Here is a 12,142-nt window from a genome sequence, read left to right as displayed (position 1 = left end):
GGCTCATGTCGAAGTTGCGCTTTCCCTGTCCAAGTGGCCTCTGGCACACGGCCACAGGACCGCGCGCCGCCTGCGGGCACGGCAACCGCTCCGCCGGCATGTCACTGCGGCTGGACGCGCAACCCGGACGCACAACGGCGGGCGGCGCGTCCCCTGTTCGGGATGCGCCGCCCGCCGCCGGGGCCGCTGCGGGTCAGTCGGTGCCGAACTCCATCGCGGCGCGGTCGAGCATCTGCTCGTCGTCACCCTCGGCCCGGCCGCGGGAGGCGATGACCTCGGCGCCGCCTTCCGGCATCGCGCCGATCAGGCCCGTCGAGGCGGCCTGGGCGGCGCCGATCAGCGTCGCGTGCGTGTTGCCGACGATGCCGAGCGCGGCGTACTGCTCCAGCTTGGCGCGCGAGTCGGCGATGTCGAGGTTGCGCATGGTGAGCTGGCCGATCCGGTCCACCGGACCGAAGGCCGAGTCCTCGGTGCGCTCCATGGACAGCTTGTCCGGGTGGTAGCTGAACGCCGGGCCCGTGGTGTCCATGATCGAGTAGTCCTCGCCGCGCCGCAGCCGCAGTGTGACCTCGCCGGTCACCGCCGCGCCGACCCAGCGCTGGAGCGACTCGCGGATCATCAGCGCCTGCGGGTCCAGCCACCGGCCCTCGTACATGAGGCGGCCGAGCCGGCGGCCCTCGTTGTGGTACTGCGCGAGGGTGTCCTCGTTGTGGATCGCGTTGACGAGGCGCTCGTACGCCGCGTGCAGCAGCGCCATGCCGGGGGCCTCGTAGATGCCGCGGCTCTTGGCCTCGATGATCCGGTTCTCGATCTGGTCGGACATGCCCAGGCCGTGGCGGCCGCCGATGGCGTTCGCCTCCATCACCAGGTCGACGGCGGAGGCGAACTCCTTGCCGTTGATCGTCACCGGGCGGCCCTGGTCGAAGCCGATGGTCACGTCCTCGGCGGCGATCTCCACCGAGGGGTCCCAGAACCGCACGCCCATGATCGGCTCGACGGTCTCGACACCGGTGTCGAGGTGCTCCAGGGTCTTGGCCTCGTGGGTGGCGCCCCAGATGTTGGCGTCGGTGGAGTAGGCCTTCTCGGTGCTGTCGCGGTAGGGGAGGCCGTGGGCGAGCAGCCACTCCGACATCTCCTTGCGGCCGCCGAGTTCGGTGACGAAGTCCGCGTCGAGCCAGGGCTTGTAGATGCGCAGGTGCGGATTGGCCAGCAGGCCGTAGCGGTAGAACCGCTCGATGTCGTTGCCCTTGAAAGTCGAGCCGTCGCCCCAGATCTGGACGTCGTCCTCGAGCATGGCCCGGACCAGCAGGGTGCCGGTGACGGCGCGGCCGAGCGGCGTCGTGTTGAAGTAGGCCCGGCCGCCGGAGCGGATGTGGAAGGCACCGCAGGTGAGCGCGGCCAGCCCCTCCTCGACCAGCGCGGCGCGGCAGTCCACCAAGCGGGCGATCTCGGCGCCGTACGCCGAGGCACGGGCGGGCACCGACGCGATGTCGGGCTCGTCGTACTGGCCGATGTCGGCGGTGTAGGTGCACGGGACGGCACCCTTGTCGCGCATCCAGGCGACGGCGACGGAGGTGTCGAGTCCGCCGGAGAAGGCGATGCCGACGCGCTCGCCGGTAGGAAGGGAGGTGAGGACCTTAGACATAGGAAGAGTATGCAGGCTCACGCATGTTCATGCAATCCGGTGGGCGTGTCGGCCTGGCCTTCCAGGCGCAGGACGACCAGGACCGTGTCGTCGGTGACGCCGACGGGCGGCATCAGCTCGGCCAGGAGGGCGTCGGCGAGCGCGGAGGGATCGGCGGCACGGTGCCGGGCGAGGGCGTCGGCGAGGCGGCCCAGGCCGGTGTCGATGTCCTCGCGACGGCGCTCGACGAGTCCGTCGGTGTAGAGCACGAGGACGGAGCCGTCGGTGAAGGCCGTACGAACCTGGGGCCGCGGCGCGTGCTCGGGGCGTGCCCCGAGCGGCGGATCGGTGGCCCGGTCGAGGAAGACGACGGTGCCGTCGGGGTCGCAGAGCGCGGGCGGGAGGTGGCCCGCGCTGCTGTACGTGAGGGTGCGGCTGTGCCAGTCGATGAAGACCGAGACGGCGGTGGTGGACTCGGCGCCGGCGACGGAGCGGGCGTAGAGGCCGAGGACCTCCAGGGCCTGCGCGGGGCCGTCGGAGACGAGCGAGGCGGCCGACAGGGCGCTGCGCAGCTGTCCCATGACGCCGGCCGCGGCCAGTCCGTGGCCGACGACGTCCCCGACGGCGACGGCGGTGCAGCTGGGGGCGTCGACGAGGTCGTACCAGTCCCCGCACACGTTCAGGGACCCGGCGGCGGGGCGGTAGCGCACGGCCGCCTGGTGGTGGGCCAGCGGGCTGGGGGCGGGGAGCATCGACTCCTGGAGGTGGAGTGCCACCTCCCGTTCTCGGGCGTGGGCCTGGCGCAGCCGCTCGTTGAGCTCCTGGAGCTCCCGCGCCCGGCCGTAGAGCTCGGACTCCAGCACCTGGGTAACGTCCTCGCCGCTGCGGGCGCCCCGGGCCCGGATCAGCTCGGTGACCTCCTCCACCCGGTGCAGCAGCAGCGCCACGCTGCCGTCGGGGGCGAGGACGGGGACGTTGACCGGGCTCCAGTACCGCTCCTGCCACGCCCCGGGGCGTTCGGGGTCCTGCACGTCGTAGCGCTGCAGGGCCATCGCGTCACGCTCGCCGGTGGCCACGACCCGCTCCAGTGAGGCGCGCGCGTTGCGCATGCCCGAGGCGTCCGGGTCGTTGGGGTTGTCGGGGAAGGCGTCGAAGATGTAGCGGCCGATGAGCTGCTCACGAGCGCGGCCGGCCACGGCCAGGTACGCCGCGTTGACGTCCAGGAAGACGAGACCAGGGGTCAGCAGCGCGGCCGCGCCCGGCAGCGCGTGGAACACCGCCCGGTAGTCGATCCCGGATCCGTTCACGATCCACCTGTCCGTGTGCATACGTCCCGGTCGTGAGGTTTCTCCCACGATAGGCGCGGCAGCGCGGAACGGCCCCGCCGGCCAGGCGGGACTTTGACGACACGGCCTAGCATCTGGGGCCATGGCGAGGAGCGGGCAGAGCGGCGGCGGGGCGGGCGGGGGGTGGCGCGCCTCCGTGGTGGAGTACCGGCGCGGGGCCGGGCGGCCGGCGTACGGCGCGTCGCGCGCCGCCGGGCAGCCCCTGGCCCAGCGGGACGGGCTGAGCGTACTGGGCGGGCCCGGGGAGGTCCGCTGCGTCGACTCCTCCGGCCGCGTGCTGTGGACAGCCGCCTGTGCCGGGGTCCCGAACGCCGCCCACGTCTCCGGGGGCCGGGTCCTGGTCACCACGGACTCCTTCGACTACACCCCGTGGGGGCACCTCGGTCCGGCCCTGCTGCTGGACCTGGCGGACGGCGCGCCGATCGCCGAGCTGCGCGGTGCGAGCGGTGCGGTGCTGAGCGGCGGCCGGTTCTTCCTCGGACTGGAGGGCTACGACGTCTTCGACACCTGGGAGTACGACCGTGACGGCGCCCTGGTGGACTCCTGGCGCAGCTACGGTCACTACGTCACCGGTACCGGCATCCGCGTCGTCGAGACCGACCGCAGCCTGCCCACCCGCAGCCGGGTGGTGCGTTTGCTGCCCGGGGGCGCCGTCGAGCGCGGGCCGTCGCTCACCGACCCGCTGTGCCCCGAGCCCGTGGTGCTGGCGGACGGCACCATCCTGGTCCTCGACGCCGGGGTGCTGCGTGCCGTCGACCGCCGGCTGGGGGACGCCGTCCTCGCCGATCTGCTTCCCGTGGACCCGGACCGGGCCCGGCGGTACCGCGGCGGGCTGCGCCGCAGCGGCGACAGGCTCACCGTGACCCTCGCGGAAGAAGACCGCGACCGGCCCGGCAAGCACGTCCTGCACACCTGGACCCTCGCCCTCCGGCCCGGGCCGGTGACCGTGTGATCATGTCCATCGGCACAACAGCACCTCATGGGGGGACCATGCGCACCCGCACCACCACCGCCACGACAGGACTCGTCACCGCGCTCGCGGTGGTGCTCGCCCTGGCGGGCTGCAGTAACGCCCCGGACAAGGGCCGGCCGGCGGCGGGACCCACGGCGTCGGCGCCCGCGCCGGCCGCGCCGGGTGGCGGCTCCGGGTTCGAGGGCCCGCGCCCGCAGGACCAGAACCTGCTGGCATGGACCGGCGACCCCAACGACGCCGGCCACGTCACCGCCCAGTCCACCGCCGGGGTCGCCGGCCGGATCACGCTGGTGCGGATCGTCCTGCGCGAGCAGATCACCTGGTCGAACATCTGGCTGGGGCTTGCCGGGCTGGACCCGAACGCCCAGCTGGCCAACTGCTACCTCGGCGTGTACGACGCCAAGGGCACGCTCGTCGCATCGACCGCCGACATCTCGCCCCAGCTGATGACCGACGCCATCGCCAAGCCGCTGCCCCTCGCCAAGCCCTTCACGGCCGCCCCCGGTACGTACTTCATCGCCCTGCTCCTCAACGGCAACTGGGCCACCAACGCCCTCACCCTGAAGTCCACGGGCGCCGGCATCTCCGTCAACGCCGGGCTGACCCCGCCGAACCTGCGCTACAGCAGCATCCTGACCGGCCAGTCCTCGCTGCCCGCCACCGTCAACCTCGGCGAGCAGTCCACGGCCACCATCAACACGGGCTGGGCCAGCCAGTGGTACGCCATCTCCTGAATCCCGCGAGCCCCGACCGGCAGCCCGGCAGGTCCCCTCGGACGGCATACGCCGGTGCGACCACGGGCCCGGCCGTGCGCCGGTGGCGCCGCAGGGCCTCCGGTACGGTCGGCCTCGCCTGACCGGCCGGTCGGCGGAGTGGCCGGCCGGGTGTCAGGCGTCGGCCCCTACGGCGCTGACGCGGATCTTGGACTGGCCGTGGCCGAGTTCCTCCCAGTCCTCCATGAAGCGGGCGGCCAGGCCGTACCGGGCGGCGAGGTCGACGAGGGTCTGCGTCCGGTAGTAGAAGTCCTCGCGCAGGACATGGTGTTCGGTGCCGGTGGTGCGGTCGAAGGTGAAGTCGAAGTGGCCTCCCGGCGCCAGGACGCGGCCGACGTGGGCGAGGCATTCGTCGATCACCTCGATCGGCGAGTGCGAGAACACGCTGTGGGCGTGGACCACGTCGAAGTAGGCATCGGGCAGGAAGTCCAGCGTCAGGTTCCTGGTGAGCGTCAGGTGCGGAACCTTGGCCTGGAGTCCCCGCTCGGTCAGCGTCCTCTTGGCGGCGATGAGGATGTCGGGCGAGATGTCGATGCCGTAGTAGTGGCCCGCGTCGAGGTAGTCGATGAAGCGCCAGCCGGCGCGCAGGTTGCCGCACCCGATGTCCAGCATCCGGGCGTCGGGCTTCAGGCCGTGGTCGAGCAGGTAGTCGAACTGCATCTTCCCGAGGGCGAGCCAGCGTTCGTGGGTCCGGCTGCCGACAGCTGCCTCCGGGTTGCGGCGCGTGTCCGAGGCCATCACCGCCCGGTAGTAGCTCACGTGGTCGGGGTGCTTGAAGGCCAGCCACCTGTCGCGCGCGGCGCGCTTGAGGTACGGGGCGATGCGGTTCGGGCGGCTCGCCGCGTAGCGGACCTTGTGGAGGAGGGAATCCCGGTTGGCGGTGAGGTTCTTCCTGGTGGCCATGAGCACTCCGTCTTCGTCGCGAGGCGAAATCCCGGTGCGGCAGACGGGGTCCGACGCCACCCGGAAGGATCTTCGGCACCCACCGTGCGTCGGTCACGGACCTGTGCAAACCACTTGGGTGTGATGAGCGGACGAAGCCGCTCCGGGCACGCAACGGCCGGCTCGCGGCTAGTCGTTGCGGGAGAGTTGCGGGAGAGGGGACGACCGACGTACTGGATCGCGGGTTTGTGGTGTTATGCCCCAGATTGCCACTCACCCGGCCCCTGACCCGCGCAACGCGCCCCAGGGAGCGGCGCGACTGCTGCGGCGACGGCACACGGACGCGGCAGGGCCGGGGGCTCCCGGGCACGCCGAGTGGGCGATGCTCGGGGCAGGCGGCTGCGGGGCCGCTGCCGTCCACGTGGATTCGGCGCCCGTACTCTTTCGACGTGCCGGTCCCCGGCGACCTCCTGGCGGAACTCACCCGGCGCACCGTCCGGGGCCGGACGGGCGGCCTGGAGTACGTGGCGGACGGCCGGCTCGAGCGCTCGGTCGGCCGGCAGGGCTTCCACCGCATGAGGCCGAAGTCCGCCGACGAGCCGGCGGAGCCCCTGGACAACGCCCGGGGCCGGCGGGGGCGCGGGTCAGCCGACGATGGTGGGGCGGTCTTCGAGCAGGAGGCGGGTGCGGAAGAGGTCGAGGACCGTGTCGAGGGCCTCGCGGGTGGGACGGCCCGGTTCGTCGACGAGGTGCTCCGTGAGCACGGAGTGCGGCGGCAGGGCGCTGTCCGGGTTCGCGTCGCCGTCGTCCAGTTCGACGGCGACGAAGGCGTCGCCCAGTCCGCGCCGCAGGTACGCGAACCGGTCGGCCGGGACCAGGCGGTCCCCGCGAAAGCGCAGGCCCAACACCTGGAGGCCCTCGCGCTCGCAGCGTCCGCGGACCACGGCGAGGTCATCGGGGCTGATGTCGATGGCGGCGGCGCGGCCGGGAGTGAGAGCCAGTGGAAGCGACGGCTGGGCGAGGACCGGGGCGACCAAGCGTTCGTCCGTGGCCATGGCCAGGGCGAACCCGCCGGTCAGGCACATGCCGACGGCGCCCACACCGGGGCCGCCGCACCGCTCGTGTTCGGCGGCGGCCAGGGCGCGCAGCCACTGCACCACGCGCGAACTGCGGCCCGTGGCCAGCAGGGTGAACTCCCGGCTGACGCACACCCGCCACATGGTCGACGCCATGTAGCGGCCGCTGCTCGCCCAGCCGACGGCGCGGGGATCCGGGTCGCGGCCTGGTTCGCCGAAGAGCACCGGGAGGACGGCGCTGCAGCCGGCGGCGGCCACCCGCTCGGCGAACTCGATGACCTTCGGGGTGATGCCCGGGATCTCCGCCATGACGATCACCGCGGGGCCCGTGCCCGCGCGCAGCACGCGGCGGGTCGCGCCGTCGTGGGTGAAGGAACCCTCGGTGAATCCGGTCAGGTCGTGGTTCGCCACGTGCCCGGTCCTTTCCGTCGACGCTTCTGGACCGCGCTCAAGTTACCGGCAGGTATGGCCTGGTGGTCAACCCTCGCGGGCAGTGCGGTCGCCCGCCGTCCGGCGGAGGGGCTTCAGCCCACCTGGATGCCGATCACGCAGGTGTCGTCGTCCGTGTCCGACCGGCTCCCGGCGAGCAGGCGGTCGAGCCGCGCGTCGAGGTCCCCGGCTCCGGCGGCGGCCGCGTTCACGAGATGGCGGAGCGAGTCCTGGACGGAGGAGTCCCGCCGTTCCACCAGTCCGTCCGTGAACATCAGCAGGGTGTCGTCCGGTTCGAGCTGCACCTCCCTCTCGCCGTACGTGACGTCGGAAAGGGCGCCGAGGAGCAGGCCCTCGATGAGCGGGAAGGCCTCGGCCCGGCCACCGCGGACGAGTACGGGCGGCAGGTGGCCGGCGCGCGCCCAGCGCAGCACCCTCGTCTTGGGGTCGAAGACGCCGCAGACGGCGGTGGCGGTCACGTGCTTGGCCAGGTTGTGGGTGACCGTGTTGAGCCAGGACAGCAGTTGGCCCGGGCCCGCGCCGGTGACGGCCAGGCCGCGCAGGGCGTTGCGCAGCACGACCATGCCGGTGGCCGCCTCGATGCCGTGGCCGGCGACGTCACCCACGGACAGCATGATGAGACCGGAGGGCAGGACCACGGTGTCGTACCAGTCGCCGCCGACGAGCGACTCGGTCTCGGCCGGCCGGTAGCGGACGGCGACCCGCAAGCCCGGGGCCTCGATGGCCGGCGGTGTGGGCGGCATGATGGCGTGCTGGAGCTGGAGGGCGAGCCGGTTGCGTTCGGCGGACTCGGCCTCGGTGTGGGCGAGCTGGTCCCTGGTCGCGGCCAGCGCCACCTCGGTCCAGTGCTGGGCGGAGATGTCCTGGTAGGCGCCGCGTACGGCGTGCAGTCGCCGGTCCGCGTCGAGGACGGGCTCGGCGACCACACGGATGTGGCGGGTGATTCCGTCGGGGCGTTGGAGGCGGAAATTGACGGATGAGGGTCGGCGGTGGTGGAGCAGTGCCCGCAGGAAGCGGCCGAGGGCGGCGGAGTCGTCCGGATGGGCGTGGCCGGGCAGGTCCCGCAGCCGTACCGGGTGCGCGGTGGCCGGGAGGCCGTGCAGGGCGTAGAGCTGGGCGTTCCAGGTGGTCTCGCCGGTGGCGAGGTTCTCCTCGAAGCCGCCGATGCGGCCCAGGCGCTGGGCGTGCTGGAGGAGGTTGGCCAGCCGGGCCGTCTCGTCCTCGATCCGCCAGATCAGCAGGACGGCGGCGCCGTGGCGGCTGACGCTGATGTCCGCGACCGAGGTGAGGGGGATCTGGTCGACCAGCGCGGTCAGGCTCATCCGTTCGGCGCGGAACGGCTCGCCCGTCGCGTGGACGCGCTCGACGATGTCGAACAGCCCGTTCTCGGCGGCGGCCATCGGGTAGGCCTCCAGCAGCAGCGCGCCGTTGACGTCGCCGCGCGGCCGTCCCACCGGGTCGACGAAGCGGCTGCCGGCGTGCCGGATCCGGAAGTCGGTGAGGCGGCCGTCGGGGTCGAGGACAGGTGTGAGCACCACGGCCGGGTCCTGAAGTCCCTCGGCGAGGTCGATGAGTTCCGCGACGTCCGGGAGGACCGCGTCGGCGGCCGTGGGGTCGCTCGGCGGGGAGGCGTCCATGGTGCGGGCGCACAGCTCGGCGAGGGCCTCGACCTGGCGCTCGATCTGCGGCGGCTGTGGCGCCAGGGGCCCGGGCCAGCAGATTTCGAGGACGCCGTGGATCCGTCCGCCCGTCCCGGTCGGTACGGCCATGCGTCCGCCGTCGGGCCACTGGACGTGGCCGATCGAGGGCAGGCCGGCGCGTTTGAGCCGGGCGAGGGTCACCAGCCGGCGCTCGCGGAGGGCGAGGCCGGCGACGGTGGAGACGCCGGGGGGTACGTGGCGCCAGCGGACTGCCTCGCGGGGCGGGAACCCGGCGTGGCCGGCGAGGGTCAGCGAGCCGTCGGGCACGGCGGTCCACACGGCGACGGCGACGGCCCCCAGCGGCCCCAGGGCATTGGTCAGGAGGGACTCGGCCACGGCCTGGGTGTCGGAGGCCGCGGCCAGCATGCCGCTCTCGGCGGTGCGCAGCCGGACCGACACCGTGGAGTGCTCGGCGGGGTCGTCGGCGCCGCCGGTGCTGCCGGCGTTCGCCACGAAGGCCGCGGCGATCTCGCTGACGTGGTCGCGGGACGCCTGGTTGACGATGTCGGCCGCGAGTTCGAGGCGGGACGTGCCGCTCTCCCGGCACAGCACGTCGAGCTGGCGTGCCGCCGCGGCCGGCGTGCAGTTCAGCTGCCCGATGAGAATGCCCTTGGCCAGTTCGACGAGGGCCCGGCCGTCGGCGGTGGCCTGCGCCTCCAGCACCTCCCGGCGCAGCCGTTCGACGGTCGCGACGAGGCGCCCCAACGGGGTCGGGGACTGGTGCGGGATGGCACGGGCGTTCTGCTCCGTGAACGGCGCCGACGGCGGGTGGACGGCGCCGCCGCGTGTGGTGTCCCCGGTCATCGCGTGAGCCAGTGCCGGACGCGGGCGATGAGGTCGTCGGCGTCCACCGGTTTGGTCACGTAGTCGCTGGCGCCGGCGGCGAGGCTCTTCTCGCGGTCCCCCGGCATCGCCTTGGCGGTGACCGCGATGATGGGCAGGGCCTCGTACGCCGGCATCCGCCGGATCTCGGCGGTGGCCGCGTAGCCGTCCAGTTCCGGCATCATCACGTCCATCAGGATCAGGTCGACGTCGGCGTTGCCGGTGAGGGCGTCGATGCCCTTGCGGCCGTCCTCGGCGTGGAGCACGCGCATGCCGTGCAGTTCCAGGACCCCGCTGAGGGCGAAGAGGTTGCGTGCGTCGTCGTCGACGACGAGGACGGTGCGTCCGGCCAGGTCGCCGTCGGGCACGTGGGCGTCCTGCTGCCGGGCGTCCGGGCGTACGAGCGGCAGCACGTCCCCGGGCTGTTCGGCCGACAGGTGGAGGGCGATGCGTTCGCGCAGTTCGTCCAGGCTGGACAGCAGTTCCACCCGGCGTGACGCGGCCCGCTCCCGCAGGGCCGCCCGGCCGGTGCGGACGCGGGGGTTGTTGTGGGCGAGGACGGGGAGCGAGGAGAGGGCCGGATCGCCGTCGAGCGCGTCGAGGAAGCGCAGTGCTTCCCCGTCGGGCATGTCCAGTTCCAGCACGACGCAGTGGAAGGCGTCGGACGCCAGGGCGGCGGCCGCCTCCCGCGCGCTCGTGGCGTTGACGACCTGGATGCCGCCGCGCTCCCCCGGCGCGTGGGGGTGGGGGGTGAAGTCCCGGTCGGCGCTCTCGGCGACGAGGGAGAGCAGGCCGTTGGGCCGTTCCTCGATCACCAGCAGGCGGCGGCTGCGCCGCTGTGCGGGCAGCGCCGGCGTGTCCCGGCGGTCCGCTTGGCCCGTCGGGGACGTGCCCTCGGGAGAGGTCGTCACGGCCTCGTCGGCGTCCGGGGCGTCCTCGTAGTCCGCGCGGCTGACCGGCAGGTAGAGGGTGAAGGTGCTGCCCTGGCCCGGGGTGCTCTCCGCGGTGACGGCTCCGCCGAGGAGCTGGGCGATCTCGCGGCTGATGGAGAGGCCGAGGCCGGTGCCGCCGTACTTGCGGCTGGTGGTGCCGTCGGCCTGCTGGAAGGCTCCGAAGACGGACTCCAGCTGCTGCTCGGGAATGCCGATGCCGGTGTCCCGTACCCGGAAGGCCAGCATGGGCCCGCGCCGGGAGATCCCGGCGGGGGTCTCGGGGGCCGTCGCCGGTTCGATGCGCAGCTCGACGCCGCCGCGCTCGGTGAACTTGACGGCGTTGGACAGCAGGTTGCGCAGGATCTGGCGCAGCCGGGAGTCGTCGGTGAGCAGGTCGTCGGGGGCGTCGGGGGCGGTGGTGACGGTGAAGTCGAGGCTCTTCTGGGTGGTCATCGGCCGGAAGGTGGCGTCGACGTACTCGAGCAGCTGGGGCAGGTGGACCCGCTCGGGGTTGATGTCCATCTTGCCCGCTTCGACCTTCGAGAGGTCGAGGATGTCGTTGATCAGCTGGAGCAGGTCGGAGCCGGCCGAGTGGATGATGCCCGCGTACTCGACCTGCTTGGGGGTGAGGTTGCGGGTGGGGTTCTGTGCGAGCAGCTGGGCCAGGATGAGGAGGCTGTTGAGCGGGGTGCGCAGCTCGTGGCTCATGTTCGCCAGGAACTCCGACTTGTACGTGGAGGCCAGCGACAGCTGCTGGGCGCGGGCCTCCAGTTCCTGCCGGGCCTGTTCGATCTCCAGGTTCTTGGCCTCGATGTCGCTGTTCTGGCTGGCGAGGAGGGCGGCCTTCTCCTCCAGTTCGGCGTTGGAGCGCTGAAGTTCCTCCTGCTGGACCTGGAGTTCCTCCGAGCGGGCCTGGAGTTCGCCGGTCAGCCGCTGGGACTCGCCGAGGAGCTCGTCGGTCCGGGCGTTGGCGACGATCGTGTTGACGTTGGTGCCGATGGTCTCCATCAGCTGGGCGAGGAAGTCCCGGTGGACGGGGGTGAAGGCGCTGAAGGAGGCGATTTCGATGACGCCGAGCACCTGGTCGTCGACGACGATCGGCAGGATGATCAGGCTGCCCGGGGTGGTGTGGCCGAGCCCCGAGGAGATGATGTAGTCGCCGGGGACCCGGTCGGTGGCGATGATGCGGCGGCTGCGGGCCGCCTGCCCGACGAGGGACTCCCCGAGGGCGAACCTCGTCCCCTCCTCGGCGTGAGCGGGACGGCCGTAGGAGCCGACGAGGGTGAGCACGGTTCCGCCGGGGGTGTCCTCGGCGAGGTAGAAGGCGCCGTACTGGGCGGCGACCAGCGGCGTCAGTTCGTCCATGACGAGTTCGGCGACCGCCGCGAGGTCGCGGGGGCCCTGCATCAGGCCGGAGATGCGGGCGAGGTTGGACTTGAGCCAGTCCTGCTCCTGGTTGGCGCGGGTGCTCTCGCGCAGCGAGCCGACCATGGAGTTGATGTTGTCCTTGAGTTCGGCGACCTCTCCGGAGGCGTCGACCGTGATCGAGCGGGTCAGGTCGCCC

General features: G+C 72.6%; 8 protein-coding genes. 2 read left to right on the top strand and 6 right to left on the bottom strand.

The features are described from left to right. Window positions 1-193: 193 nt before the first annotated feature. Both argG and AB0F82_RS31020 read right to left on the bottom strand, forming a co-directional pair. A complete protein-coding gene (gene argG / locus AB0F82_RS31025) occupies window positions 194-1,645 on the bottom strand; it encodes an argininosuccinate synthase (RefSeq protein ID WP_362633414.1) in 1,452 nt (483 codons plus the stop codon). Between the two features lie 17 nt (window positions 1,646-1,662). Further along, window positions 1,663-2,952 carry a PP2C family protein-serine/threonine phosphatase gene (locus AB0F82_RS31020; protein ID WP_362633411.1) on the bottom strand — a complete coding sequence of 430 codons (1,290 nt, stop codon included), beginning with the start codon at window positions 2,950-2,952 and terminating at the stop codon, window positions 1,663-1,665. Window positions 2,953-3,052: 100 nt separating this feature from the next. Here AB0F82_RS31020 and AB0F82_RS31015 point away from each other — a divergent pair, with 100 nt between their 5' ends. Together AB0F82_RS31015 and AB0F82_RS31010 are read left to right on the top strand one after the other, a co-directional pair. Next, the gene (locus AB0F82_RS31015) at window positions 3,053-3,922 is read left to right on the top strand and encodes a hypothetical protein (protein WP_362633408.1); all 870 of its coding nucleotides are present in this window, start codon (window positions 3,053-3,055) and stop codon (window positions 3,920-3,922) included. A 38-nt stretch (window positions 3,923-3,960) separates the two neighbouring features. Then, window positions 3,961-4,677 (top strand): hypothetical protein, encoded by a 717-nt coding sequence (locus AB0F82_RS31010; protein ID WP_362633405.1) that lies wholly within the window; start codon window positions 3,961-3,963, stop codon window positions 4,675-4,677. A gap of 153 nt (window positions 4,678-4,830) precedes the next feature. On the opposite strand, the gene AB0F82_RS31005 is transcribed toward AB0F82_RS31010, so the two are convergent. The 4 genes from AB0F82_RS31005 to AB0F82_RS30990 all read right to left on the bottom strand — a co-directional run. Next, window positions 4,831-5,619, bottom strand: a complete 789-nt coding sequence (locus AB0F82_RS31005) for a class I SAM-dependent methyltransferase (RefSeq protein ID WP_362633402.1) — start codon at window positions 5,617-5,619, stop codon at window positions 4,831-4,833. Window positions 5,620-6,242: 623 nt separating this feature from the next. After that, window positions 6,243-7,085, bottom strand: coding sequence for a dienelactone hydrolase family protein (locus tag AB0F82_RS31000; protein ID WP_362633399.1), 843 nt, complete (start codon window positions 7,083-7,085; stop codon window positions 6,243-6,245). Window positions 7,086-7,198: 113 nt separating this feature from the next. Then, window positions 7,199-9,628: a SpoIIE family protein phosphatase gene (locus AB0F82_RS30995; RefSeq protein ID WP_362633396.1), complete on the bottom strand. Its 2,430-nt coding sequence runs from the start codon at window positions 9,626-9,628 to the stop codon at window positions 7,199-7,201. Beyond that, window positions 9,625-12,142: response regulator (locus AB0F82_RS30990; RefSeq protein ID WP_362633393.1), on the bottom strand; the 2,518-nt coding region annotated here is incomplete at its 5' end. The genes AB0F82_RS30995 and AB0F82_RS30990, both read right to left, overlap by 4 nt.

Source organism: Streptomyces virginiae (genome assembly GCF_040638905.1).
GTDB classification, from domain to species: Bacteria; Actinomycetota; Actinomycetes; order Streptomycetales; family Streptomycetaceae; genus Streptomyces; species Streptomyces virginiae_B.
Note: the sequence above shows the minus strand (reverse complement) of the source record. Positions and strands in the feature narration are given on the sequence as shown.

Coding starts and splice junctions, on each gene's coding strand:
- argG (WP_362633414.1), bottom strand. CDS start 1,645: ATGTCTAAGGTCCTCACCTCCCTTCCTACCGGCGAGCGCGTCGGCATC.
- AB0F82_RS31020 (WP_362633411.1), bottom strand. CDS start 2,952: ATGCACACGGACAGGTGGATCGTGAACGGATCCGGGATCGACTACCGG.
- AB0F82_RS31005 (WP_362633402.1), bottom strand. CDS start 5,619: ATGGCCACCAGGAAGAACCTCACCGCCAACCGGGATTCCCTCCTCCAC.
- AB0F82_RS31010 (WP_362633405.1), top strand. CDS start 3,961: ATGCGCACCCGCACCACCACCGCCACGACAGGACTCGTCACCGCGCTC.
- AB0F82_RS30995 (WP_362633396.1), bottom strand. CDS start 9,628: ATGACCGGGGACACCACACGCGGCGGCGCCGTCCACCCGCCGTCGGCG.
- AB0F82_RS31015 (WP_362633408.1), top strand. CDS start 3,053: ATGGCGAGGAGCGGGCAGAGCGGCGGCGGGGCGGGCGGGGGGTGGCGC.